Source organism: Pseudoalteromonas maris, from assembly GCF_049257235.1.
GTDB lineage: Bacteria > Pseudomonadota > Gammaproteobacteria > Enterobacterales > Alteromonadaceae > Pseudoalteromonas.
The window spans coordinates 173,535-199,444 of record NZ_JBMMUF010000006.1; the positions used below are offsets into that span (position 1 = coordinate 173,535).

At 46.0% G+C, this 25,910-nt stretch carries 20 protein-coding genes; 6 read left to right on the forward strand and 14 right to left on the reverse strand.

The features are described 5' to 3' along the window. Positions 1-30 precede the first annotated feature (30 nt). Genes AAEU32_RS10610 through AAEU32_RS10625 form a run of 4 tightly spaced genes read right to left on the reverse strand, consistent with a single transcriptional unit; the run spans position 31 to position 5,822 of the window. Entirely contained in the window at positions 31-999 is a 969-nt protein-coding gene (locus tag AAEU32_RS10610; protein WP_421970495.1) for an L-threonylcarbamoyladenylate synthase, read from the reverse strand. Next, positions 996-1,844: a DUF6671 family protein gene (locus AAEU32_RS10615; protein WP_421970496.1), complete on the reverse strand. Its 849-nt coding sequence runs from the start codon at positions 1,842-1,844 to the stop codon at positions 996-998. Before AAEU32_RS10615 ends, AAEU32_RS10610 begins: the two co-directional genes overlap by 4 nt. A 1-nt stretch (position 1,845) precedes the next feature. Beyond that, entirely contained in the window at positions 1,846-4,290 is a 2,445-nt protein-coding gene (locus AAEU32_RS10620) for a YbcC family protein (protein WP_421970497.1), read from the reverse strand. After that, positions 4,287-5,822 (reverse strand): NADH-quinone oxidoreductase subunit L, encoded by a 1,536-nt coding sequence (locus AAEU32_RS10625; protein ID WP_421970498.1) that lies wholly within the window; start codon positions 5,820-5,822, stop codon positions 4,287-4,289. The genes AAEU32_RS10620 and AAEU32_RS10625 overlap by 4 nt, the downstream gene beginning before the upstream one ends. Positions 5,823-5,934: 112 nt before the next feature. On the opposite strand from AAEU32_RS10625, the gene AAEU32_RS10630 reads away from it, so the two are divergent. Together AAEU32_RS10630 and AAEU32_RS10635 are read left to right on the forward strand one after the other, a co-directional pair. Then, positions 5,935-6,810, forward strand: coding sequence for a LysR family transcriptional regulator (locus AAEU32_RS10630; protein ID WP_421970499.1), 876 nt, complete (start codon positions 5,935-5,937; stop codon positions 6,808-6,810). A gap of 35 nt (positions 6,811-6,845) precedes the next feature. Beyond that, positions 6,846-7,187, forward strand: coding sequence for a hypothetical protein (locus AAEU32_RS10635; RefSeq protein WP_421970500.1), 342 nt, complete (start codon positions 6,846-6,848; stop codon positions 7,185-7,187). A 1,101-nt stretch (positions 7,188-8,288) separates the two neighbouring features. Here the strand turns inward: AAEU32_RS10635 and glmS are convergent. After that, on the reverse strand, positions 8,289-10,109 hold the full coding sequence (gene glmS / locus AAEU32_RS10640) for a glutamine--fructose-6-phosphate transaminase (isomerizing) (protein ID WP_421970501.1): 1,821 nt from the start codon (positions 10,107-10,109) through the stop codon (positions 8,289-8,291). Positions 10,110-10,174: 65 nt separating this feature from the next. Then, entirely contained in the window at positions 10,175-10,945 is a 771-nt protein-coding gene (locus AAEU32_RS10645) for a DeoR/GlpR family DNA-binding transcription regulator (RefSeq protein WP_421970502.1), read from the reverse strand. Between the two features lie 265 nt (positions 10,946-11,210). Here AAEU32_RS10645 and AAEU32_RS10650 point away from each other — a divergent pair, with 265 nt between their 5' ends. Beyond that, complete coding sequence (locus AAEU32_RS10650) at positions 11,211-12,689, forward strand: methyl-accepting chemotaxis protein (protein ID WP_421970503.1); 1,479 nt, start codon at positions 11,211-11,213, stop codon at positions 12,687-12,689. 60 nt (positions 12,690-12,749) lie between these two features. Further along, positions 12,750-13,208, forward strand: a complete 459-nt coding sequence (locus tag AAEU32_RS10655) for a DUF6436 domain-containing protein (RefSeq protein ID WP_421970504.1) — start codon at positions 12,750-12,752, stop codon at positions 13,206-13,208. 23 nt (positions 13,209-13,231) lie between these two features. Here the strand turns inward: AAEU32_RS10655 and AAEU32_RS10660 are convergent, their stop codons facing one another. From AAEU32_RS10660 to AAEU32_RS10680, 5 genes are all read right to left on the reverse strand, one after another. Continuing rightward, positions 13,232-13,534, reverse strand: a complete 303-nt coding sequence (locus AAEU32_RS10660) for a DUF6482 family protein (RefSeq protein WP_421970505.1) — start codon at positions 13,532-13,534, stop codon at positions 13,232-13,234. Positions 13,535-13,615: 81 nt separating this feature from the next. Next, positions 13,616-14,845 (reverse strand): sensor histidine kinase, encoded by a 1,230-nt coding sequence (locus AAEU32_RS10665; protein WP_421970506.1) that lies wholly within the window; start codon positions 14,843-14,845, stop codon positions 13,616-13,618. After that, positions 14,842-15,540 carry a response regulator transcription factor gene (locus tag AAEU32_RS10670; RefSeq protein ID WP_421970507.1) on the reverse strand — a complete coding sequence of 233 codons (699 nt, stop codon included), beginning with the start codon at positions 15,538-15,540 and terminating at the stop codon, positions 14,842-14,844. The genes AAEU32_RS10665 and AAEU32_RS10670 overlap by 4 nt, the downstream gene beginning before the upstream one ends. 1 nt (position 15,541) lies before the next feature. Beyond that, positions 15,542-15,928, reverse strand: a complete 387-nt coding sequence (locus AAEU32_RS10675; protein WP_421970508.1) for a DUF3019 domain-containing protein — start codon at positions 15,926-15,928, stop codon at positions 15,542-15,544. Beyond that, positions 15,918-16,742, reverse strand: coding sequence for a MipA/OmpV family protein (locus tag AAEU32_RS10680; protein ID WP_421970509.1), 825 nt, complete (start codon positions 16,740-16,742; stop codon positions 15,918-15,920). The genes AAEU32_RS10675 and AAEU32_RS10680 overlap by 11 nt, the downstream gene beginning before the upstream one ends. Positions 16,743-17,103: 361 nt before the next feature. Here AAEU32_RS10680 and AAEU32_RS10685 point away from each other — a divergent pair, with 361 nt between their 5' ends. Beyond that, positions 17,104-22,338, forward strand: a complete 5,235-nt coding sequence (locus AAEU32_RS10685) for a S8 family serine peptidase (RefSeq protein WP_421970510.1) — start codon at positions 17,104-17,106, stop codon at positions 22,336-22,338. A 202-nt stretch (positions 22,339-22,540) separates the two neighbouring features. Further along, a complete protein-coding gene (locus AAEU32_RS10690) occupies positions 22,541-23,824 on the forward strand; it encodes a LysM peptidoglycan-binding domain-containing protein (RefSeq protein WP_421970511.1) in 1,284 nt (427 codons plus the stop codon). Position 23,825: 1 nt separating this feature from the next. On the opposite strand, the gene AAEU32_RS10695 is transcribed toward AAEU32_RS10690, so the two are convergent. The 3 genes from AAEU32_RS10695 to creD all read right to left on the reverse strand — a co-directional run bounded on the left by AAEU32_RS10695 (position 23,826) and on the right by creD (position 25,907). Then, entirely contained in the window at positions 23,826-24,104 is a 279-nt protein-coding gene (locus tag AAEU32_RS10695; protein ID WP_421970512.1) for a hypothetical protein, read from the reverse strand. Next, positions 24,073-24,390: a hypothetical protein gene (locus AAEU32_RS10700; protein ID WP_421970513.1), complete on the reverse strand. Its 318-nt coding sequence runs from the start codon at positions 24,388-24,390 to the stop codon at positions 24,073-24,075. The genes AAEU32_RS10695 and AAEU32_RS10700 overlap by 32 nt, the downstream gene beginning before the upstream one ends. Before the next feature lie 224 nt (positions 24,391-24,614). Continuing rightward, positions 24,615-25,907 (reverse strand): cell envelope integrity protein CreD, encoded by a 1,293-nt coding sequence (gene creD / locus AAEU32_RS10705; RefSeq protein ID WP_421970514.1) that lies wholly within the window; start codon positions 25,905-25,907, stop codon positions 24,615-24,617. Positions 25,908-25,910 lie beyond the last annotated feature (3 nt).

Below are 25,910 nucleotides of genomic sequence, written 5' to 3' on the forward strand. Positions count from 1 at the left end.
AAAAAAGCCAAGCATTCGCTTGGCTTTTCGTTACGCTGAGGCTCGACTGAGTCTATCCCAAATATCCGCCCATTTCGGCTCACGCGGAGGAGCTTCGACCAATAACTGCTCAATGCCTTGCTTATCAAGTTGATGCAGCGACGCATAAAAACCTTGGCGATAACCTTGGCAATCACTGGACAAGCGCACTAAATGTTCGCTCTCAAGATGTTGCAGTTCATCCGAGTAGACAACCACTGCCGTTGTGTGTGGTTGTTGTTCTAATCGCTGTTGTAGCTCGACAGCACTGCAAATAATTACTTTGGCATTGGGCTGATAATGCACTTTCATGTTTCCCGATACCGACTCCTGGTGGCTTTGCGGCATGGTTACAGGGAAGGGCAAATAAGGCTGGATGTGTTCAGCACTAAGCGGGCCACTGCGCAAAATTTCTGCTTTGCTTTCACTTACACGTAAAATAGTCGATTCAGTGCCAACACCGCACTCACCACCATCTAAAACTGCCGCTATTTTGCCATCTAGGCCTGCTATAACCTGCTCTGCACTAGTTGGACTGAGCTTCTGATAGGGGTTAGCTGAGGGCGCAGCTACGGCAATATCAAATTGCTGTAACACACTTAGTAGCACAGGGTGATCGGGAATACGTACACCAATGCTAGGCAAGCCACCGGTGATCACATCAGACACATCTGGGTGTCTTTCAAAAATCAACGTTAACGCCCCCGGCCAAAACGCCTGCGCCAAGGGCGTTACCCACGATGGTATTGACTTTACCCAGCGAGAGAGCTGGTCAATGCTGCCAATATGCGTAATCAATGGGTGATTGGTCGGTCGATTTTTGGCAGCAAAAATCTTACGTACCGCATCTGGATTACTCGCATCAGCCGCTAAGCCATACACCGTTTCTGTTGGCACAGCCACCAGCTCACCTGAGCACAACAACTCGCCAGCTTGTTGCAGGTGCTTAAGGTCATTGGCATTTAATTTTAACGTTTTCACGGGTTACACCATTGGCAACGGTAGGGATCGGCTTCCCTGGGTTGCGTTAATTCATTCAATTGATGATTACAGTGCGCACACTGCCTTATATACGCTTTCGCCAACTCAGTTGGCGCACCGCAGCCACTGCATGGCAAACCAGCTACACGCTCTCGTAACCAAAAATCAGGTAATCCACATGCGGGACAAAAGGTCTGAAGACGCTCTGCTAACTGTTGCCCAGCTTGAAAAATATAGGCTTGGCGCTGCGGTGAATACATAGCGCGAAGATCGGGGGTGATGTCAACGCGCTCGCGCAGGCGGCTATTTTCATCACAAAGGCCCTGTGAATCAAGTACTGCTTTGAGCGAATTGATATCACCAATGCCCTTGGTAATTTGCTGCTGCGTTTTGAGAATCCACGCTTGGCCGTCGCCCGCTCCTTTGAGCGCTGCTTCAAGCTCATTAAGGCATTGACCTTGATAGGTTTTTAAATTGACGGGTCCAGCGGCTGTGGCAACAATGTCGATATCTCGTTGTGCATCATGCAATACCAAGATTTCTGTATCCCAATTCATTAACCCGGGCAAAGGCCCGCCACCAAAGCTGCCTTCACTGCCAAGACCCGCACTGAGCCCTGACAACTCGCATGCTAAACGCGCTTTTTTCTTAGCACACTCCAGAGGCGATAGGGTGCGCTCTACTTCACCCGAAAACGTGCCTAAATTGTCGGTATCAAACGCCTCGGTGACATGCAGCGCTATCCCTAACGGGGCTAAAGCTGGCGCAAGCTGCTGTGCTTTACCATGCTTGGTAAGCAGCGCCACCTGCGTTGGAACTTGGTAAGGGAGTGAGGAGCAGCCCATATTATTTTGCGAACGGCGCTTGCCATTCTCCGCCCTCATAAAATGCCAGCGTGTCGCCATCAAACCGTGCCAAGTACAGCCATTGATTGTCGACGAGTTGCTTTACAATGTCATGATTGTTGATAACCGAAGCTATCGCCTGCTCTGGTGCATCAATCACCACTGTGAGTCGCAGAGGTTCGTGACGCCACTCGGTGCCATCATGCAGTGATTGCATCGACAAACCAATTCTCAGGTCACCACCGTTACCCTCAAATACGCCCATGCGCCCGCCAACCACATTATGTAAGGTCTTGTTGCCCGAACCATAGCGGTGGTTATCAACCGTAGAAGCAAAATACTGCATGTTAATCCAATTGGTCACTACCATTGGCGCGGTCATGATTTGCGCCAGTACACCCGCATCGGCGTCTGCGGCACTGTTATATTCATGCATAAAGGTACGGCCATCGAGCTTGAGCCCGCGGGTGCGCTCTCGTGGCGCGATGATAAAAGCGGCATTATTGGCAAGTCCCCATTCAGGACGTGTTTGCGCCCAATCGTTAGTGCGTCGAGTCACTTTAGCTTGCAATGCTTTTGCATCATTCGCGCTTTTATCTAGGCCCAGCTGCGGGGCACGCTCAACACGCGCAGCACTTGAAGCTGCATCCAAAGTGTTTTGCAACTGACAGAGCGCTTGCTGCATATCATGTGCAAGGTGTTCGGTGTCGAATAAGGTAATGTCATCTGTGGTGGTATTGTGCAGTGCAGCAACAAACTGCGTCGCCTCTGGGATTTCAACACCTCGCAGCTTTAATCCTTCACGTACCGAGGTGTTATTTAATATCTGTGCCAAGGCGCGAGCATTAACTTCACCGGTTTGGCCACAGCATGCGCCACAATCTAAGCCTGCACGCTGAGGGTTATTGGCATTTTCACTGCCATGACCGACTAGCAATACCATCGGAGCAAGCTTGCCCACTAACGCCATACCCTTTAGCACCCCTTCAGCTAATGTTATTTGCTGCTCGAGATCGGCGCTGAGCGTAGGGCGAAGTTGCTTAATATTTTTAGCGCTGAGCCCGGGAGAGGAAGGGTGGGAAGCACTGATTGGTAACACTCGCTTGATGAGCTTGGCCACATAAGTCAGGCCCAGAGCTTCAACCAAGGTAAAAGCCGAGGAAGGCATGGTATTGAAAGGAACCCATCCAGACTCACGCTGCAAGGCGGCCTTTCTGTGTTTGGCGATCACTGCGTCTTTTTCGTCACACCCTGCGCTGTCACAAATAGACATTTGTGGCGCCAGTAAGCCCGGTAGTTGCGGGCGCTTAACACGGGTAGCTAGAGGTGCGTAATCCACAGGTAGGCCAAAAAATCCTGCAAAGCCTAAGGTCTCTATCTCGTTACTTTGTGCTTCAAGGTGACGACGGATCACCTCAGAGCGCACATCAATACAAAACACCGCCTGCACTTTTGCCGTGGTTTTGCTCAGTGAACGCGGTTGGGTTAGCGCGTTACTCAATTGGCGCTGATAACTTAACTCATGAGCGCGCTGCCATAACAAACGCATGCTCATGGCATCATTGTCATAGTCTGCGAAGTGTTGCCCCCATTGTCGTTGCCAATGTTGCCATACCGACTCATCATCTCGCTTTTTATCATCAACCAAGCACTCCCAACTTAGGCGAATCGCAAGCAATTCGATGAGCGTGTGGTCTTGTTGTTGCGCCAAATTAGCTTGCCACTTCTGGTATGCACACCATGACGCCCAGCCGCTGACTCGATACATTACAGCTTGTAAGTAGTCTTGCCATTGCTCAGGCGCGATATGTAATTGCTCCAATGCGTGGGCAATTTGCGCACGAGGATCTTTGGCCATGTTGTTGGCAAGCTTTGGAATGCTCGGCGCTTTCATCAACAGCGCCACACTGTGGTCGTGACGCATTGTTTCACGCCAACTTTGGTACAAGGTGCGTCGGCTGTGAGGGTGCCAATCAGCCTGATCTTTATCAAAATAAGCGGCGCAGAACTGCGCGACCTGATGAGTGATAGTGTCGCACCACGCTGGCTCTTTATGCAGGTCCCGTTCACTATCAAGGGTATCGCACAGCAAAGGTGCAGGCACAGGATTGTGGCTGTTACTTGTGAGAGCGTCGATTGCTTTATCAAGGCTGGTATTTTCAAAAGCAGATGACGATGCCAATGCGTGCGCCAAATCTTCTTGGCTTATTTCCCCTGCTTGCCAGCGCTTATGGTAATAGCTCAATGACATCGCCATGGGCGAGCCGGCAAATTGCGCTAGGTAGTGCGCGGCTTCCGTAAACGGTTTATCAACCCATGACCAATAAGGGTTTACCGCAATCATTTTGTCGAGCGGCCAGTTGGGCGCAATGCTGTCACAGGCTGCTTGAATCGCTGCATTCAACATGGTTTGTGAACTACTTTCACTGTTTAATTGAACACTCATGCACGTTCTCCATTAATAGTCTTTGAGCGATTAACTTTCGTTTGTGCTTGTTCAACACTGAGCTGGATTGGCCACACTTTGAAGGTGAGTCGGGTAAAGGTTTCATCCAAATAAAAACCGTTGTATACCCAAGGATAGAAAATCTTTACAGCTCGGGTGCGAGGGTATCGGCATATCGCCACTTGGCCAGCATAGAGCAGGGTAAATACGGCACATACGAAGATCAGCAAGCCAACACTAGTCTGCTCGTTAGCTGAGGTGATTTGCGCGAAGCCTGTATGCCACAAAAGATAAACGTGAAGCAGCACAACAACCCTAAACACACCAACTAATACCGATGTTACTGAGGCTGAGGGGCTGTGCCACAACAAGGTAGAAAAGCCAAAGACTAAAATGACAATGGCTGCGGTAGGGAGCGTCATGGATGGCAACCACTGCTGCCAAACCCACAATGTGCCCATGATAATGACGCCTGTAATAATCACGCCAAGTACAGTGCCTTTCACTGAAGCTGATTGTGGCAGGTAATCTTTATTCACGGTTTGCTGCACAATATCACCGGCTGATAGGAAGCTGTATGCTTTGTACACTGAGTGTGCAACCAAGTGCAGTAATGCTAATTCATAAAGCCCTAGACCTATCTCCAGCAACATGAAACCCATTTGCGCACAGGTAGACCATGCTAGGCGAACTTTAATACTGATCCGCGTCATCATCACCCAACCGGCCAGTAACGCCGTCATGCCACCAAACACCACCAGCATAGCCTGAACCTTTGGTGCCATATCAAGCAAAGGGGCAAGCGAAATCAATACGAAGCCACCCATATTCACAACACCAGCATGCAGTAAAGCAGAGACGGGCGTAGGCGCTTCCATTACTTGAATTAACCAACCGTGAAGTGGCAATTGTGCAGTTTTAAGAATGGCTGCCAACGCAAATAAACAGGTTGCAACACCTAACAAAACAGGGAGTTCATTGAATGCCTGTAGTTGCTGACCGATGCTGGATAAAGAAAAGGTGCCGAAGGAGTGATAACTAAGAAACAAGGCGATGATTAAGCAAATGTCTGCTAAGCGACTGGCAATAAACTTTTTATGGGCAACAATTTGCCCAGCTTTGCGCTCTTTATAGTGGGTGAGCAAGAAGTGCAAACTAAAGCTGGTGGCACTCCATGCCACAGCCATTACCAGCAGGTTATCACTTTTTACCAGTAACGCGACGGCGAATAAGGTGGCTAACATGGCGCGAACGAATCGAGGTTGGCCTGTGTCGCCCTCGAGGTATCGCGAAGCGTAATCAACAATCACCCAACCCAATAAAGCAACCAAAATGCCCATTACAATGGTCATGTGCGGCAATGCGGTTTGGGAGTTAAAAGCATCAATCACAGGCAAGGCGATACTGGCGAGCAAACCCAAAAAGGTGGTGATACGCGCTACACTCCAATGATGCTGCTTAGTCAATAAACTGATAAAAAAGCCCAGTCCATACACAGCGGCAAACGCATAGCCACTTTGAATCAACGCCATAAATACTCCTATCAAAACACCTGCTGTTTCGAGTATGTATGTTGCAGCGAGAACTTCCAGATGTAAAATAGATAGATATTCACAATTCATTCTCTTTTAGTGAACAATCAGCATGAGACAGCTAAATTTTCATCATCTTTACTACTTTTGGACGGTTGCCAAAGAAGGGCATTTGACTCGTGCAGCACAAAAGCTCAACGTGTCTCAATCTGCTTTATCTTCACAAATTAAGCAGTTAGAAGGGCAGCTAGAGCAAGCCCTATTTCATCGTCAAGGGCGCTCATTGCAGCTAACCGATTTTGGCCATGTGGTGCTTGAGTATGCTGAGAGTATTTTCAATTTAGGCAGTGAACTGTTATCAATTTTAGAAAGTGGTGAGCACCAACGCATGCAAACGCTGCGCATTGGTTCTGTTTCTACACTATCACGTAACTTCCAAGAGAACTTTCTACGCCCAGTAATCGGTCAAGAAGACATAAAGTTGGTACTAAAGGCATCGAACTTTGACGACTTGCTTGAGCAACTCAGAGTCCACAAACTCGATCTGATTCTCTCAAATCGGCCCGTTGTTTCTGACTCAACCACGCCATGGCGATGTAAACTCATAGCGCAACAAGGCGTGTGTTTGGTTGGCCCAAATACGCAGGCGTTTTCGGGCTTAGGCTTCCCGCAAGATTTAGATAAAGTAAAACTCCTGTTGCCAGGGGGCGACAGCGAGATCCGCACCCAGTTTGATCTGTACTGCGAACACCATGGCTTACAACTAAAACCATATGCCGAAGTAGACGACATGGCCATGCTGCGACTACTAGCCCGAGATGCCGATGCGATTGCCGTTGTTCCCGAAGTTGTTGTACAAGATGAAATACAAGCAGGTACATTGAAAAACTACGCCTCACTCGAATCGGTAACTGAAAGCTTCTATGCCATCACCACAAAAAGGCACGTAGAGTTACCAATATTGAAAAAGCTGCTAACGGTGCAGTGATAGTATGGGTAACTTATATTTTGGGAAGAGACTATATGCGTAAAAAAATACTATTTATGACAATTTCAGCAAGTTGGGTATTTGTTTTTTATATATTAGTGGTTGATGCATTCAGACATCATCAATTAGGCAAAGTCATAGCTTCGTATGAGGAAGTCGCGACTGTATCACTGGACACAGCCTCGCAAAACATCGACGTTGCGTTAATGAGTTTGAAAGCTGAGCGAGGCATTCACCGCACGCAACTCAATTCAGTGAATACCTATGTGAACAATCACCTTGAGTTATTGTATTTACTTATAGTGGTCGTCATTATTAACAAACTAATTTTTTTGTACTTTATAAGACGTTATGCGTATCCCAAACATAAAGATTAAAGTAGTAGAGGATTGCACGGCTGAGACAACAAAGAGGGATTAGCGTAATGATTTATCTTGTGATGATTGTAATCGCGTTTGCCGCAACCACCTTTTTAGCAAGGCAAGAAATAAATAAAACACGCAATAAAGTTGGCTTCTCTGAAGTGATTGAAATTACATTGTCATCTTTTTGCTTCAAGTCTAATGAACACTGTAAAAGCAATATTAATTATGTTTATCTGGGGCTATTAAATTGGTCAAGACTGCTATTGCTGGTTTCACTTGTGGGAGTGCATAGCTACCTCAAGGGAAGTGGGCTAATCTAGCCAAACACATTTAAAACTAAAAATAATGAGCAAAATAGTCTTCTCCATAGCCTTAATATTAATGTTAGTTTGTGATGGCATTGGACTAACTTTAATGAAATCAAAGCAACCCAAGCTACATAAAGAGCTCGGTGAGCCAATCCACCTGTGGACTGGTGCAGATAAAATAAGCTACCTTTTTGGCTTTATTTTGTGGTTTAGATTTTTTAGTACATCTTGCAAAGCATTGTTCTGGGTCTTGCTCTTACAGGCTGTTTGTCTTTGGTATTGCTTGTTTTTTGTCTTTTACTCTTAGCTCTCTGGCTTCAAATATTAGAGTGATAGTTTCAATAACGTGGCCTTAAAAATGATAACCTTTGTATTCTTTATATTGACAACAGTAATGGCCATTACGCTTTATATAGCTAGGGAGGACTATAGGGATGTTCTCATAGTTATAGCATTATATTGCATCACAAGTTATTGGATATTAGGCAAAGACCAGCCGTTAAAAATGATAGTTGGAAGTCTTACTTTTTGGAAAAACTTAAAGCTTGTACTAATAACAGCGGCCTATGTAATCTTCAACTATTTTGCCTTGATGAAAGCGTTGTCATTTAATTTAATAACTATGTTTATCGCTGTTATTTGGTTTTTGTCTACAAGCGGAGTTTTGTATTTTGAATGTAGAAAAATAAATCAAACCCAGTAAAGAGTACGAACGCTCATTCTTGATGCACCGCATACCCCTTAGATTATCCTGAGCACTAAAAAGCCGACAAAAAGTCGGCTTTTCGCTCAATATCAACTTACCTTACTCAACCGTTACCGATTTTGCTAGGTTACGAGGTTGGTCAACGTCGGTGCCTTTGATCACTGCTACATAGTACGACAACAGCTGTAACGGAATGGTGTAAACCACAGGCGCTATCACGTTTTCTACGTGATTCACGTTGATAACACGCATGGTGTCGTCTGACTCGAAGTGTGAATCTTTATCCGCGAATACATAGATAATACCGCCACGAGCACGCACTTCTTCAACGTTTGATTTAAGCTTTTCAAGCAGCTCGTTATTTGGTGCCACAACAATGATTGGCATGTCTGCATCAATCAGTGCCAATGGGCCGTGCTTTAATTCACCTGCCGCGTATGCTTCAGCGTGAATATACGAAATTTCTTTAAGCTTTAACGCACCTTCCATCGCAATTGGGTATTGTGAACCACGGCCAAGGAATAGTGAGTGGTGCTTGTCAGCAAACTCTTCTGCGAGTTGCTCGATGCCATCAGCAAGTAACAGAGCTTCTTCTAGCTTGTTAGGTAACGTTTTAATCGCGTTAACGATTTCTGCCTGATTTAAGCCTTTTTCCTGCGCGATTGACGCTGTTAGCATCAATAAACCAACAAGTTGTGTTGTGAATGCTTTGGTTGAAGCAACACCAATTTCCGCACCGGCTTTGGTCATAAAGGCCAAGTCAGATTCACGCACCAATGACGAACCTGGTACGTTACAAATCGTCATAGACGCCATGTAACCTTGCTCTTTGGCAAGGCGCAATGCAGCAAGAGTATCGGCTGTTTCACCAGACTGTGAAATAGTGACCAGCAAGCTGTTTTCGTGCACGAATGAATCGCGGTAACGGAACTCTGAGGCAATCTCAACGTTACAACTTACACCTGCAAATTGCTCAAGCCAGTAACGGGCAACCATGCCTGAGTGATATGACGTACCACAGGCGATAATTTGCACGTGTTTTACGTCTTTAAAAATTTGATTTGCGCTTTCGCCAAAGGCATCAATTGCTACGCGGTCGTCTTGCAGACGGCCTTCGAGCGTGTTGCGCACAGCCATGGGTTGCTCGTAAATTTCTTTAAGCATGTAGTGGCGATATTCGCCTTTGCCCGAAGCGTCTTGGGTGATGTTTGACTCAACGACTTCACGCTCAACTACGTTACCGTTGATATCAAAGATTTCTACACTGTTACGAGTAATGCGCGCTACATCACCTTCTTCTAGGAAGATAAAGCTACGCGTTACAGGCAGAAGTGCCAACTGATCTGACGCGATAAAGTTTTCGCCTAAACCAAGGCCAATTACCAGTGGGCTACCTGAGCGAGCAACGATGATTTCGTTTTCATTCGCTTTATCAAATACCACTGTGCCGTATGCGCCCTCAAGTTGCTTCACTGCGGCCTGAACAGCATTCAATAAAGAATCATGCTGTTGGCGAAGCTGGTGAATAAGGTGCACCATAACTTCTGTGTCGGTTTCAGATAAGAAGGTGTAACCATCGCCTTTAAGCGCTTCGCGCAGGCTGGCATGGTTTTCGATAATGCCATTGTGCACTAACGCCAGTTCATTGTTTGATAAATGCGGGTGAGCATTGGCTTCTGTTACGCCACCATGGGTAGCCCAGCGTGTGTGCGCGATACCTGTAGTGCCTGACACATTCGCTTCATTCAGCGCGCTTTCAAGTGCTGCAACTTTACCTACAGACTTTACGCTATTTAAAGCACTTCCTTGCAATAGCGCAACGCCCGCAGAGTCGTATCCACGGTACTCAAGTCGCTTTAAGCCTTCGATCAAAATTTTATTTACTGGGCGTTCTGCAACAGCCCCAACAATTCCACACATAAATTCTCCATTTGCACAGTATGTGTACGTTAATTTAGGTTGCTCTGAGGTTGTCGCTCAGGGCGTTATTCGTTGACCTCGGCGCAGATCACATTAATGCCATGCGCTTGTATCTCTTGGCGCAAATTCGGCGCTAAGTTGTTGTCGGTAATAAGCGTGCTCACACTTTGCCAAGGTAATTCTAAATTTGGGATTCGGCGGCCAATCTTTTCAGATTCAACCATGACCACTACATCGCGTGCGGCTTCAGCCATTACTTGGCTCAAGCCAATCAGTTCGTTAAACGTAGTGGTTCCTCGCGAAACATCAATGCCATCAGCGCCAATAAATAAGGTATCAAAGTCGTACGAGCGCAATACTTGCTCTGCCACTTGCCCTTGAAATGACTCTGAGTGTGGGTCCCACGTGCCACCGGTCATCAATAAGGTTGGCTCATTTTCGAGCGCTAACAGGCGGCTGGCAACATTAATCGCGTTTGTCATCACCACCAAGCCACGCTTGCTCGCTAGCTCTGGGATCATGGCTGCCGTGGTTCTGCCGCTATCGATAATAATGCGGTGATGGTCTTTAATGAGTGCCGCTGCCGCTTTAGCAATGGCCACTTTGCGCGATGAATCTTGCGGCGCTTCACTGGCGACGATTTCGCTTGGCAGCGCAATTGCACCACCATATCGGCGTAGCAATAAGCCACTTTGTTCTAGTGATGCCAAATCCTTTCGAATCGTAACTTCTGACGTTTGCAGTTGTTCCGCTAACGCTTCCACAGACACTTCTCCTAACTCATTCACTTGATTTAGGATAGTATGGCGGCGCTGTTGGGTATTGCGTTTGGTCATTTGAAATTGCTAAGTTTCGATTCGAAAGATGCGCATTATAGTCGAAACTTTAGGCAAAGCTCAATGCTTTACATGCCCCAACAGTATTAATTTTTATAATAATGACTACACCACCACCGAACTGGCGAATGCGGGTAAATAGTTGATCGAGCATGCTATTCTTTACGTAGTGCTGTGCCAGCTTTATCACACTATTGTTTGCGATGCGCGCAAACAATGACTAACTTCAATAACATATAAACCGCTTTTGTCAGTGAGGTATGCTGTGGTCAAACCGTCATCGTTGATGTCATCGCTGATCGTCTTCTTATTCGTTGAGTCCATTGTGCTTGGACTTTTCTTTGATAATGCCATTCAAGGCGCACTCATTGGTGCTTTGATTGGCTCTGTGCCTGTGATGTTACTGCGTTCTGACCCAAACAGTGCGCTTACCCATCACGTGTGCGCGGCGGCGTTGATGATGTTTTCTTTTTTACATATTCATCAAGCCTATGGCCTCATTGAGGTGCATTTCGAAATCTTTATTTTGATGGCAATACTGGTGATATTCACCCGCTGGCAGATTTTTATCACGGCACTGGTGTTCGTTGCGGTGCATCATCTCAGCTTTTTCTTCATGCAAACGAATGAGGTAGGGGTCTATGTGTTCGATGCTGAGCGCTTGAAATTCTCTACGGTGATCATCCACGCCATTTACGCTATCGCAGAAGCAATGATAGCGGCATACATTGCCTACATGCTGCTCTTAGAACATCGTAACAGTAAATCTTTGGAACACGCTATTTCACGTATCAGTGAAGATCCGATGAAGCTAGATTTGTCTGTACGAATTGATAACCCAGACAATACGGCACTGGAGCAGTTTAATGCGCTGCTAAACACCATGAGTGATGCGTTACAGGAAATACAAACTCAGCAAACGGCTTTAAACCAAAGTGCAGAGCATGTGTATGCGCTACAAAATACGCTAACCCAAGGCATAACCCAAAAGCGTGAGCAAAATGCTCGGATCACTGACGCGGGTGAACGGGTAGCCGATGGTTTTGCACAAGTGCATAGCCAAAGCGAAGGGGTGTTCGCGCAATACGGCAATATTACCGAAGAGCTGCAAAGTGCGAACTTACAGGTGAGTGAAACTGACCAACAAGCACATGCCCTTGGCCAATTACTGCAAACAACACAGCAACAGGTGAAAGAGCTTGATAGCAGCTGTGCCTTGATCTCAAACCTACTAAACGACATAAACACCATCGCCGAACAAACCAACTTACTGGCGCTCAATGCGGCAATTGAAGCTGCTAGAGCAGGTGAGCAAGGCCGAGGATTTGCGGTTGTTGCCGATGAGGTACGTTCATTGGCGAATACATCTAAACAAGCAACCGACAAAATAGCGAGTACCCTGAGTGAGCTTATCAGTAACAGTGAGCGCTCTACGTCATCAATGAGCGAGTGTATCGAGAAAATCACGACGGTTGAGTCGCTTAGCTCCTCTGTGCTTGGTGCTATTTCGTCAGTAGCACACACCATGGAGTCTATCCGCAACGACTCTCGCAGTGTGAACGATATCGTTGCCCAGCAAGCAGACAACACCCAAGAAATTGCGACTCAAAGTGCACAGTTTAGAGAAGACTTTGAGCGCGATGCAGATAACATTCAGCAACTTGATGAGCAAATTCGTCTTATGGCTGGTGCCATTGAGCAGATGCAGGCCCAAGTAGAGCGCTTTAGAGCGCTTAAACGTTAATAAAGTCGCAGCGGTATGTTTGGCAGGTATTCGAAGCTTATCGTTAGCACAATATGGCTGATGGCCACTGTGTGTGCTCTTTGGTGGGCGATTCAACAGCGCGCATTGGAGTTTGATCCAGAAAATCAGCTGCAATCACCACAGTGGTTAACGCTAGCGCGAGAAGTCAATAACACGCCCCATTCTGGCCCTTCGCTCGTCATCATTTCAGATGCGTCATGCCAATGCGCTAAAGTCAGTGAGGCGCATCAAACTAAGGTAGTGAAGGATGCACTGCAAGCAGGGATTGAGGTCACACAACTGCAACTGACTGATGGCCACAGAGAGTGGCTGCCAGCAGTGCCTGCCGCCATTTTATTTAATAATCAAAACGACGTGATTTATGCAGGGCCGCTATCTGTTGGACTCGCCTGCGCTGCCAAAGATGGGATCATCGATACCGTGATAGCCAACTACACCCGTGGCTATCATAGTGAATTGTTGGTCAGTAATGCGATGGGATGCTATTGCCGAACTTAGGCTGACATGGTGCCAGCCAACGCCTAGGTGAGATTACGGATTTCCATGTCTGAAATATGATCCATCAAGCCATCGCTTGGTCCACACTCATCATATGCAGATTGCATTTTCAACAGCGCCTTGGTCGCTCCCAAGTTAGCAAGTGCTTGCTCCGCTTCTCTGAGTGAATTAAACGGCTTCATGGCTTGGCGATTGTCGCCCAGAATATGGTAGTTGCCCTGCGAGTCTAATGCACCGGCTAGATAATGGTTAGCGTCGGCATAGCTCAGGATGATGGCGTTGTATTGGTTATCGGCCAGTGCTGCTTTTAGTTCGTTTGCTTGCATGGAAAAGCTCCTCTTTATGCTCACCAAGAATTAAACGTTTTAAGTGCACAGACCGATTAAAAAAAATACATATTTTTTGCTTTACGCTGTAGGGATACGCATCTCAAAGCATGCTCCGCCAAGAGTGTCACTTTCTCGCACGTGAATATCGCCACCATGCCAATGAATGACCTTTTTGGTAATCGCTAGCCCCAAGCCGTAGCCTAATTGAGTATTATTATGTCTCGTGTAAGGCAGGAAAAGCTCATCAATTTCTTGCGCGTTTACCCCACTGCCGTCATCTTCAACACGCAGGACTAGGTGTTGCTGTTTTATAACCAAAGTGAGCTTTATTTGGCTGTCGGCATACTTAAAAGCGTTGTCAATCAAGTTCTTGATAGCACGAGATAAAAAGGGTAAGTCGACCTTTACTACGGGATCGTCTGCAACTGAAAATACATAATCTTTGTGGCTATACGTGCTCAATTGCTCTAAATATCCGTTGATTGTCGCCGACAGGCGGTGCTCCTTTATTTCCAGCTGTGGTTGCTCGTGCTCCGCTTTTGAGAAGTTCAAGTATTGCTCTATCAGCGCTTCAATTTCTACCACGTCCTGTTTTAACAAGACTTTGCTTTTATCAAGGTTATCCTCATTCAGCGTCGCCAAGGTGAACTTTAATCTCGATAAATTCGTTCTGAGCTCATGAGATAGCGTACCTGAGAGCTCCTTTTGCAACGCCATGAGTTTGGCTATTTTGTGCAACATCCAATTAATGGTATCTGTCACTGGCTTGAAAAAACGAGACGAAGGCACTGCTAGGTTATCGAGATCTTTACTCTGAGCGAACTGCTCAGTTGCTTCTTTTATTCGCCATATATCGCGATATAAAGGCCATAAAATAAGTAAAAAGGCGACACCTAAAACAACATAGAATAATACACTGTACCAACGCCAGTATGTGGGCTCATCAACAAGTAAAGGGCCTATTTCAAGCACATAACGGGGTGAAAAAGGGTAGTAAAAATAGAGCTCTGATTTATCGCTCACCACTAACGGTTGTTGCTGAGAAAAGCGCGTAGAGTAGCTCTGCGGTAAGACAAAATTTGCCCGTTCAAGCAACCTGAGTTGCGTTGATGAAAACGTTGTCGACGCGTCACAATCAACCGTCGCGCAATGATGTTGTGCAAGCTCTAATAGCAGGTGTAAGCTCTGTGTCATGCCATGAGGCTTATCAGACTCATTGTGACGCTGAAACCAAAAGTCAGCGGTTAAAATAAGTGAAAATAGCACCAGCACGACAACAAAGTAGTATTGAATTAATCGACTGATCATTGGCTTTTCACCGAGAGTAAGTAGCCTTGTCCCCAGAGAGTTTCAACCTCACACTTTAGATTCTGATACTGCTCAAGTTTCTTTCTTAGCCTGCTCACACGCCCATCGATTGTGCGATCAGAACCATTGTATTGCCTACCAACAGTATTAACGAACAAGAACTCTCTACTCACTTCCTTTCCTTGCTGAGACGCAAGAATCCACAGTAAGTCAAACTCACATCGCGTCAACGCAATGGGTTGGTCATCAACTTTTACGACGCGATTTGGCTTATCAATCGTCAGGTTCTCAATTTCGATCACGTTTTGATTTTCTTTATAGGGCAGGCCGCGTCGCAGACACGCGTTAATGCGCGCTAACAGCAATTCAGGTTCAACGGGCTTAGTTATGTAATCATCCGCTCCGAGTTTAAACCCCTTGAGTTGATGGTAGCTGTCATTTAAGGCCGACATAAAAATGTAAGGGCCGTCGAATTTATTTCGAATCGCCCGAGCTATTTCAAAGCCGTTTGTCCCTGGCAGCATGACATCGCATAGAATTAGGTCAATAGAACCACTACTCACAATACTTTCTAGGTTATCGCCGTTAACGAAATGCTTAACAATAAAGCCATTGCTACTGAGAAAATCACAAATTGAACGAGCGAGACGCTGATCATCTTCAATCAGCAAGATACGATACTCAATTGTGTGCATATCAAAAAACACTCCATATATGGCGGCGCACTTGGCGCACATCAGCACGTAATTGGCGCACAAATATTGTCTCTTTCACTGCCTGTTGAGGCGAGCGTAACTCAAACTCTTGAGATTCGAGTAAGACGATATCCTTCGTTAACTTCACTTCTTTGGTGTACGCACAGTGCAAGGGCTCATCCTCAGAGGCTTTGAACAAACACGCTTGCATTGGCTGCGTTAACCGCCAGTAAAATATGAACCGTTGGTGGCACAGCTTTTCTTGCTCAACAATGCATAACGCTGGCTTTATTGAAAATTCCTTGATCTCGTTTTGTGCACTGACGCTAAAACTCAGCGCCGTGATAAAAACGAAACACGTGGTGATAAGCAATGGCCTAAAGCACATATTTTATCCCCACGAAGAAGCTGTAAGGAGCAGTTGTTCTCAGCAGTGGGCTGTCATTAACACCTCCACCAAACCATTGCTGCTGAAAGGAAGCAACAGCCGCGAGCTGTTCACTCATAGGATACGCAACATTTACTCCTAGCAACCAATCAAGGGTAGCGCTTGCCTGATAGTGATGATCGCCACTGACAATGTCGCCCTCTCGAACACTGAAATAATAACGCGACAAGGCGTCACTCTTGTATGTGAGTCGCCCCTCAAGAGACACTTGAAATGGCTGTAGGCTGATATTTTTTAGCAGTCTTAGTTTCGTTTCACTGCCATGATGAACATTACTCACATCTTTTTGCCACGAGATATAAACATTTACCCACTGTGAGTCATAAAAACGCGTCTCTACTCCGCCCAGATAAGACATTGAGCGATGCGCAGGGGCCGCAGGCCGAGGTGTGAGCAGATCATAAAATGACCCTGAAAATGACCCTGCAAATGCGCCATACTCTTGTCGATGCTTACCAGGAAAATACACACCATCAAAGTTTTGTGAGCCTATCAGCTCGACAACCCAACCTTTTTTTTCTATCAACGCGTATGAGGCATTTAAATTATCCAGTGAAAATCTTTCACCGTAATAGCGAACGTCAGGCAGGATGTATAAAGGGATTTCTTGTCTACCTTTTAATGGACTTGCGAGTTTGCCGTAACCAAAAGCAGCCCCCAAAACCCATGAGTTACTTGGCTGGTAGATATAATCACTTTGTGTTGATTTGACACTCATAGAGGTCAGTATCGTCGCTAAAGCGAACAAATTCATGGCAAGTTTCATAACACAGCCGAGTCGTGGTAGTTAGGGCTGAACTATACTTAAACGAGCATAACTTAAGCAATATTGGTGAAGTCTTAAAAATTGCAAAAACTCAATTACCCATAAAAGCAACACATTGATATATAACAAGAAAATAATATTACATTTACGCATCATACAAATTTGCACATTTATCACCTAAATCAAAAATAGCGATATAAATCATAACCTTATAATAAGTCACGCCTCTAATTTCACCGCTGTTTCCATGTAATTTCGGACACTTTGCTACAAGTAAAGCCTTTTCCTCATGCTTTTATAGAGATTGCTTTTTAGCACTTCTAATAACAATTAACCGGGAGGATTTGTTTTGAAACTCAAAGCAATCTCAGCTGCCACACTGGCGGCGCTCTATTCAGCAGGAATAGCGGCATCAGTCTCACAAGGCTGGCAACCGCTGAACATCTCAGCAGAAAAAATTGATATCAAAAAAGAGTCAATTGAAAACAAGCGTAAGCAATTTGATTCTCTGAATCCCAAATTGAGACAAGGCGCTACAAATCGTGTTTTTAAAAAGTTAAAGCCAGAAGACAAGTTCACTTTCGAGCAAGATGTTACCGGCACTAATGTGTACATCATTCAACTCAAAGACGCGCCAATCGCGACCTATCAGGGTGGTGTAAACGGTATCCCTGCCACCGTATTGCAACCTGTTTCAGCAACACAATATGGACAGCGCACGGCAAGTCAGCCACACAGCAATAAGCTATTTACTAATTCTCGTGCACATTCCAGCCATATCTCTCAATACCAGTCATATTTGCACGACGAGCAAAGCGCTTTTGTCAGCGAAGCGCATACCCTAGGTGTACCACTCAATGTGCGTAGACGCTTCACTGCAACGCTCAACGCTGTAACTGCAGAGTTAACGCAACAAGACGCGGCACAACTGGCTAAATCAGACCGTGTTGTGAGCATTGAGCGCTCAATTTTACATACCATCGACTCTGATGTTGGTCCTCAGGTGATCAAAGCAGATCAGCTTTGGACTGGGCAGGGCTCTCATGATGGCTTGGCATATAAAGGTGAGGGTCAAGTCATAGGTATTATTGATACCGGTATTAACAGCGACCATGTGTCTTTTGCAGACGTTAGTGATGACGGTTATGACCATACCAACCCCTTAGGTGAAGGTAATTATTTAGGCCAGTGTCAGCTAGAGGAATTCGCCGAGCGCTGTAACGACAAGCTTATTGGTGTGTATACCTGGGATATCATTGCTGACATGTACGATGCAGAGTACTTCCAACCAGGGTACCCAAATCATAATCCATGGAACCCACAGGAAATTCGCCCTTATTTTGGTGAAGACTATAACGGTCATGGTTCTCATGTAGCAGGCACGGCTGCCGGTAATGTGGTATTTGAAGCACCTTTGCAATTACCGAGCTTTGATGCAGACCCAGACACGCTAGGGAATACTGGCGATGGCCGCGATACAGGCTATGTAACACAAGTATCGGGTGTTGCCCCGCGTGCAAACGTCGTCATGTACCAAGCGTGCTACGGTGGCGATGGCGTTACAAACCCATATTACGGTTGCCCTACAGAAGCGACGTTGGCATCAATTGAGCAGGCTGTGCTTGATGGCGTCGATGTTATTAACTATTCAATCAGTGGTGATGGCTTCCCTTGGGAGCAAGCAATTGAACAGGCATTCTTCTCTGCGTATGCAGCAGGGATATCGGTTGCGGCTGCCGCTGGTAATGGTGGTTTTAACTCACCGACAAACCACAACTCACCTTGGCTCCTAAACGTTGCAGCAACGCACCATGGCCGTACTTTTGATGTTGAAGAGAAAACACTGGGAGAGTTTAGTGGTGGTGATACCACGGCACCTGCTGAAATTACCGGAGCGAGTATTTCTGAAGGCTTCACTGGCATCTTGGTTTCTGCTGAAAATTACGGTGATAAAAGCTGTGATTCTGAGTTTGCACCAAACACCTTTAGCAGCGACGAAATTGTTATGTGTGAGCGCTCAAATATGCCACGCATGGCAAAGGCCGAACATGTAAAAGCGGCTGGCGCAGGCGGTTTCATTCTGTATAACCAATCGCTGTATGGTAGCAGCTCAGCCTTAGTTACCGACATGTACCCGCTACCAAGTATCCATATTGGCAAACGAGATGCTGACAAAGTGCTTGCTTGGATGGCTTCAGGTTCAAACCATATGGCCACCATTTCACAAGCAAATGCATTTGCAACCGTCGATGAAAGCAAACAAAACCTTATTGCCTCATTTACCTCAGCAAAACAAAACCCTAAATTTGACGGCACATTGACGCCGAGCATCTCCGCACCGGGTGTGCAAGTGTTTGCGCCTTGGTCTGATGATCAACCGTTTACCGCCTACCCATCTGCCGCAGATTGGAATGTCATCGACGGCACATCAATGGCATCGCCGCATGTTGCTGGTGCCTTAGCGCTAATCCGCCAAGCTCACCCGCATTGGAGTGTTGCGGAAGTTCAATCTGCCGCACAAATGACGGCAAATGCTGATATGGACGATGGTTCTGGCCGCGATCCGTATTTACGTGGCGGCTCTGGTCTAATCAACGTGGCCGCAGCAGTTAATGCTGGCTTGGTGATGGATGAAACAGCCATCAACATGGAACTGGCCAACCCACGCAATGGTGGTAACCCTACCACTCTTAACTTACCTACATTAGTAGACACATCGTGTGAGCAAACATGTAGTTGGATGCGCACAGTTACCGCCACTAAAGATGGCACATGGACAGTAACTGGCACACCGAATCACGATGCGGTATCCGTAGAGATTTCAGCTTCTCCTGCTACTTTTAGCCTAAAAGCAGGTGAGTCTCAGACCATCATAGTCACTGCGAAAATTCTTGATGCAGTCACGCAAAATAGCAGTCCAGAGAACAGCTATCTGTTTGGCAATGTGACGCTGGAGTCTGCAGATGCAGATACACCAAATGCTCACTGGCCAATGAAAATTCGTTTTTCACGTAACGACTTACCGCAACTTCTTAATATTGAAGCACATCGCGATAAGGGCCAATACACAATTAAAGATATGCCAGTATCTCGTCTAGCAGAGTTTAATGGCCGTGCATTTGCAGCAGCCAAAGCACCTGTTGAAATACTCACAATGGCGCAAGACGATGATACCGTTTCACCTTACTTTGACAGTGATCTTAACGGTGCTGCGGTGAGATGGATTGATGTACCAATGGGCTCAAAGCGTCTTTTTGCTGATGTAATTCGTCACGTTTCTTCAACGGCCAAAGAGCCTGTTGATTTCGGTGATTTGGATGTGTTTATTGGCCAAGATATCAATAACGATGGTGAAATCAGTTTCCTAGATGAAACCATTTGTTGGTCTTACTCTGCCACTGAAAATGACTTCTGTAGCATTAGCGACCCTGAGCCAGGTAAATATTGGGTTATCTTCCACAACTACAAAAACTCGTGGTTTGCTGACAACATTTCAGACACCTATGAAGTAGCAATGGGTGTAATTAGCGATAATCCTGCTGCCAACATCACTGTTAGCACTGACACGATTGTTGATGCAAATACTCACAGTGTGGACGTACACATTGATTGGGACTTTGCGAACTGGCAACAAGGTGAACGTGTATATAGCTTAATTGACTTAGGCTCATCTGCCGATGATGCAGGCAATATGGGAGCAATCCCTCTCAACATTACCCGAGGACAAGATGACGTCACCACAACAGCCAGTCAATCTCAGGCAAAAGCGGGTGATGTAATTGATGTCAACGTCGAGGTGTTGGCTAACACCTCTGGGTTAGACCGCGACTTTGCTATCTCTGCTGTGATCCCTCAAGGCATGCAGTATGTGGAAGGTTCTGCGACTGTTGATAATATTCACTACACACAAAGTAATGTGTCAGTTGCGGACAATACGATTACGGTAACAGGTACTCAACAAAACTCAGAAAGCTGGGCGCGTGAGTACAAGGTATCGACCAATGTAACCGATCAATCTTGTCGCATGCCATTAAGTGCGGATGGTGGTTATATCAACTTACATGACGAAGGCTTTAAGCCAAGTTTTGGTGGTTCGTATCAAGACCAATATCGCTTCAAATTCACCGATTTATTCCAAGGTGATGACCATGTATTTGCCCCTTATGAAAATGAGGAGCACATGCAATATCGTAGCATCAATATTAGTCCGCAAGGTTGGGTGCAGTTTGACCATGGACCACAGTTCTGGGCTGATCACTACCAATTCGATGCAACTATGCTGAGCTTTACAGGCATGCCGGATACCATGATTGCTCCAATGTTTCGTGGTAGCACATTCGATGGCTCATTAAGTACACCTTTGGAGCTAGTACCTGATTGGATCCCTGATCAGGAATCGAGCGGTATTACCATTGTGTATAACGATGCACCAAAAGCCTTGTTGATCGAATGGGACGATGCTCGCACTGCCACTCCAATGTACGATTGGCAAACAGGCGAAACACAATGGCTAAGCTGGCAAGATTCATACGACTTCCAAACGTACATCAATCTAGAGTACCACTATGGCGATAACCAACATGAAGTGGTTATGGCTTACGACAACATTACATTCGCTGAAGAAAGTAATCTGCCAATTACGCCATGGTTACTGGGCTTAAATGATGCGAGTATTGGCTTGTATGGTTTCTATGGTCCTCGCGGCACTTATGGCCCAACTTATGGTGGTTTAGCAACACAGTTCCACTATGGAGACATGAGTGACGTGATCAAGGATGGTTTAGTTGTGTGTTATGACTATCAAGGTCCTGAATCAACAACGTTCAACTTAAGCTTCAAAGTACAAATGGACAACACCGCAACGGGTCAACGCCTACCAATCAAGGTAATGAGTGATGTCTATGGCATGGACTCAACATCGCATGAGCTAGTAATAACATCACCGAGCAACATCACCGTTGCACAAATGGCTGACATGAATGTTGCTGAAGATGCGATGCTCGAAGGTATCAAGGTTGTTTATCATGATACAGACAAAAATAGTAACGTGATTAGCGTAACAGGCGAGCACATTGAAGCCGTTGTACATGGCCATGAGTCAGGTGACACGATTGATATTGCTCCTGTCGCCAACTTCTCAGGCACTACGGTAGTAACCGTTACTGTTGCTGACAAATACTTCCCGTCGGATGCGCATTCAACGCAATTTACATTGAATGTAATGCCAGAAAATGATGCTCCTACGTTGATGATAGCAACATCAGGTTTAACCATCGTTGAAGGTGATACTGTAGAGCTTAATGCGTCTGCTTCCTATGATGTCGATGGCGACACCCTGTCTATTTCATGGCAAGGTCCAGGCACTATCAGCTCACCTTCAAGCTTGGTAACTCAGGTAAGTGGACTGACTTTAGGTGCGCATACTTTCACGGCGGTTCTTACTGATGGTGTTGAATCGGTAGAGCAAGAAGTGAGGGTATTAGTGGAAGAAGTAGAATCAAGCAGTAGCTCAGGCTCTCTGTATTTATTCACTTTACTACTGCCGCTAACTGCATTCCTGCGCCGTAAAAAGCGCAGCTGTTAAGGTCAACACGCTCTAGAACAAAACCCGCCCCATGGCGGGTTTTTTTGTGTCTCCAAATAAGATAGAACTATCTAAAAAATAGTTTGTCTATCAAAGCAATAATAATGAAATGAGCCGTCGCGCCATCACTGCAAACTCACTGTGTGTTCAGCCTGACTCTTTAAGCTCATTATTCTTTTAACTCGAATTTTGAGTGTTTTTTATGTCTCGAATTTTTATTCTCTGCGCCGCGGCTTTACTCGGCGCGTGTCAAAGCACACAACCTGAACCACAACCGCAGATCACAGAACAACGACAACAACACACACCTGCGTCAGACGATATTCAAAGCCCACAACAAGGGGATAAAATCGCAACCGATACTCCACAAGAATCTCCTCAAGAAGTAGATGATGTATGGCAGCGTATTCGTATGCAATTGCGCTTTGCTGATAGCACCCATCCTGATGTAATGCGCCGTATTCAGTGGTATTTGTCTCATCCTAATTACATGGAGGAGATCAGCCGCCGCGCACAGCCGTATCTTTTCCATATCGTCACCGAAGTAGAAAAGCGTAACCTCCCTATTGAGCTGGCGTTAATGCCCCTGATTGAAAGCGACTTTGATGCCAGCGCCTATTCGCACAAACATGCCTCAGGGCTGTGGCAACTTACACCGGCATTGGCGCAATACTTCGGGGTAAAAATTAGCCCGTGGTATGACGGTCGCCAAGATGTGATCAACAGCACCGATGCGGCATTGGATTTTTTGGAATATTTGTACAAGCGTTTTGACGGTGATTGGTATCACACCATTGCTGCCTACAATGTTGGTGAAGGCCGTGTATTTAAAGCGATAGAGAAGAATAAAAAAGCAGGAAAGAGTACTGACTTTTTTGCGCTTAGTTTACCGAAACAAACCCGTCATTATGTTCCTAAGCTACTCGCGGCAGTGCAGCTACTCAAGCACAAAAAGATGGAGTTTCCGCCTATTGCCAATGAATCTGCAATTACCACTTTGCCTATGACAGGCGCAGTGATCCTCGCGGATAAAAAGCAATGGCGCGAGCTGGAGAATCTCAACCATGGTGTGATCCGTTTTCCTGCGATTATCGACTCGCCACACCTAGTGGTTCCTGCGAACAAAAAGCAACACTGGCAGAGTATCATCGCCAAACAGCAAAGCAGCGATTACAGCCAGTGGCATCATTACACGATCAGCAAAGGTGATAGCCTGAGCGTGATAGCCAAACGCTATGAACTGACAGTCAGCCAGCTCAAGGCATTTAATAACCTGCAATCTGATCGCATTCGTATTGGCGACAAACTGATTTTACCTGTATTAGCCGATGAGCAAATTGAACACAAGGTGAGATCAGGAGAAAGCCTGTGGAAGATTGCCCGCCACTACGATGTGACAGTCGCCAAACTCAAACAATGGAACAACTTATCTAAAGACACCTTGCGCATTGGTGAAACCATAAAAGTATTCTTATCGCGCTCATAATTTACTTTAACCACTTATCCATGGCCGCATTCAATGCGGCCTGTTCTTTACCCTTAGCATCGGCACAGGGCACGTCACCCGCAGGCATATCCGAATCTGACATAGGCGAGGAAGCTAGCATCACGAAACAACGACCATTTTGTTCAAATCGATAGTTTCCTGACACTACATCACCGGCCAATACCTTCATTTGTTGGGAATTATGTAACACGTCTTTAGGCACCGTTGCCGTGTTATGGGGCAGTTGATCAAGTGCTTTCTTTTGATTGTGCGTAGGCACTTGCCACACGTTGCTCCAAATTAGTATAAATATCGATGGTCTTAATTTGCGACGTTGGTAATGCTTGGTCTTGAGGCTTAGTTGTCAAATTGCTCAGGGGTTTAGGTGAAGACTGACGCTCACCAACTTGTGCCAATGACGATGTTTCCCCCGATTCATTTTGTAACTCAGGAACATTCACCTCTGGCTCAATAATCTCAACCTCGGAGCGAGGAGTATCGGCAGCCACAGGCTGCGGTGTAGGAAGCGTGATCATCACCACCTTAAGGTTTTTTTTGCGCCACATCTAGGTTGTGCATGACCGCAGGGGTCGGCGTGCGCAATAACAACCACAGCACGATTAAGTGCAGCAGCAATGAGATGAGAATCGTTCTAAAAAACATGTCCTTATGTCTTCGATACACATGGTGTACTAAAGACCTTGGTGCAGGCGACTAAGTTCATTGAAGACTGCACTTTATTTCGCACCTATCCCGACCTCGACTTAGAGATAGGTGCCATTGCTTAGGTTTATTCGTTGGGTCCGTACCAATTGAATTTGCGGGTTAGCATCATAATGAGACTCAATACGGCGAACACCAATATCGCGCCCATCAACAAGGCATAGTCTTCCGCCGACAACAGACTAAACAGCACGCCATACAACAAACTAATGCCGATGAAAAATAGACCTCCTTGTTTGCTGCTACGCAGCATGCCAGCCACATAAATACTGAGCAACAACCCTGATGCCAGCGCTGATACGCCATACGCTAAATTAAAACCAAAGTGCTCACTAAGCGACACCAGCAAGAGATAAAATACCGCTATTGCCAAGCCAACAAATCCATATTGCACAGGGTGAATAGCCTCTTTGCGCAAAATCTCCAGCAAGAAAAAGCTCGAAAATACTAAAAACAACACCAAGGTGGCATAGTTAGTCGCACGATGACTTTTTAAATAGTGATCGACTCCGTCCACCAAATTTACACCTAGGTTTCTTTCACGCAAGTCATTACAAATGCCCTTACTACTCATACAATTAGCAAACATATCCTGCATGTTCGTAGCAAAAAAGCTGGTTTGCCAATTTGCTGTGAAGCCATTATTTTTTATGTCCGTTGCGATTGGTAAGTAATCACCAACAAAACTAGGGTGCGGCCAATCTGCGTTCATGGAAAAATGTGTTTCTTCACCGATAGGCGCGATGGCAAATCGTGTCATACCTTGCAGGTTCAGAGTCACTTGCGTGGTAAGCGTTTCCAGCTCTAACAGAGCGCTCATTTCCAATGGCACATGCACACCACCGGCGAGTTGCTTTAATTGGGTGCCAGGTAGGAAGCTGCGCTGCTCACCGGCTAATTTCACCTCACTGCCGACACCAATACCGCGGATATCTTCCACCGCCATCACCAAATTTACTTTGGTCACATTCATGTCTGCGTAGGTTTGTAGCATCTTGGTTGAGAAGGTGGCATTGATGCTGTTTTGAGAGCGATAAAGGTTAGCTTTGTATATACCACGGTATTTTTCGAAGGTAGTGAGGTCCGCTTGCCACGTTAATTCATCTGGCAAAATCACCTGCTTGTTAACGATGGTGTAGCTCTGACCTTGGTCGTTATTTTTTTGTACTAATGACTCCACATACAAAAACGGACCAATCACCGTTTGTTCGCCGCTACTGCTGCGAGCTATTTCTTGTTGTACTTCGCTCAAGCGTGCGGAGCGTTCAAAGATAAGCCCCTTGATCAACATTATTGGCACCAGCAACACCAAGGTTAATCCCGCGATAATGAGTAATTTATTACCTAATTTTTGTCTCATTTA

Coding starts and splice junctions, on each gene's coding strand:
- AAEU32_RS10615 (WP_421970496.1), bottom strand. CDS start 1,844: ATGGGCTGCTCCTCACTCCCTTACCAAGTTCCAACGCAGGTGGCGCTG.
- AAEU32_RS10620 (WP_421970497.1), bottom strand. CDS start 4,290: ATGAGTGTTCAATTAAACAGTGAAAGTAGTTCACAAACCATGTTGAAT.
- AAEU32_RS10625 (WP_421970498.1), bottom strand. CDS start 5,822: ATGGCGTTGATTCAAAGTGGCTATGCGTTTGCCGCTGTGTATGGACTG.
- AAEU32_RS10630 (WP_421970499.1), top strand. CDS start 5,935: ATGAGACAGCTAAATTTTCATCATCTTTACTACTTTTGGACGGTTGCC.
- AAEU32_RS10635 (WP_421970500.1), top strand. CDS start 6,846: ATGCGTAAAAAAATACTATTTATGACAATTTCAGCAAGTTGGGTATTT.
- glmS (WP_421970501.1), bottom strand. CDS start 10,109: ATGTGTGGAATTGTTGGGGCTGTTGCAGAACGCCCAGTAAATAAAATT.
- AAEU32_RS10645 (WP_421970502.1), bottom strand. CDS start 10,945: ATGACCAAACGCAATACCCAACAGCGCCGCCATACTATCCTAAATCAA.
- AAEU32_RS10655 (WP_421970504.1), top strand. CDS start 12,750: ATGGCCACTGTGTGTGCTCTTTGGTGGGCGATTCAACAGCGCGCATTG.
- AAEU32_RS10660 (WP_421970505.1), bottom strand. CDS start 13,534: ATGCAAGCAAACGAACTAAAAGCAGCACTGGCCGATAACCAATACAAC.
- AAEU32_RS10665 (WP_421970506.1), bottom strand. CDS start 14,845: ATGATCAGTCGATTAATTCAATACTACTTTGTTGTCGTGCTGGTGCTA.
- AAEU32_RS10670 (WP_421970507.1), bottom strand. CDS start 15,540: ATGCACACAATTGAGTATCGTATCTTGCTGATTGAAGATGATCAGCGT.
- AAEU32_RS10675 (WP_421970508.1), bottom strand. CDS start 15,928: ATGTGCTTTAGGCCATTGCTTATCACCACGTGTTTCGTTTTTATCACG.
- AAEU32_RS10680 (WP_421970509.1), bottom strand. CDS start 16,742: ATGAATTTGTTCGCTTTAGCGACGATACTGACCTCTATGAGTGTCAAA.
- AAEU32_RS10690 (WP_421970511.1), top strand. CDS start 22,541: ATGTCTCGAATTTTTATTCTCTGCGCCGCGGCTTTACTCGGCGCGTGT.
- AAEU32_RS10700 (WP_421970513.1), bottom strand. CDS start 24,390: ATGTGGCGCAAAAAAAACCTTAAGGTGGTGATGATCACGCTTCCTACA.
- creD (WP_421970514.1), bottom strand. CDS start 25,907: ATGAGACAAAAATTAGGTAATAAATTACTCATTATCGCGGGATTAACC.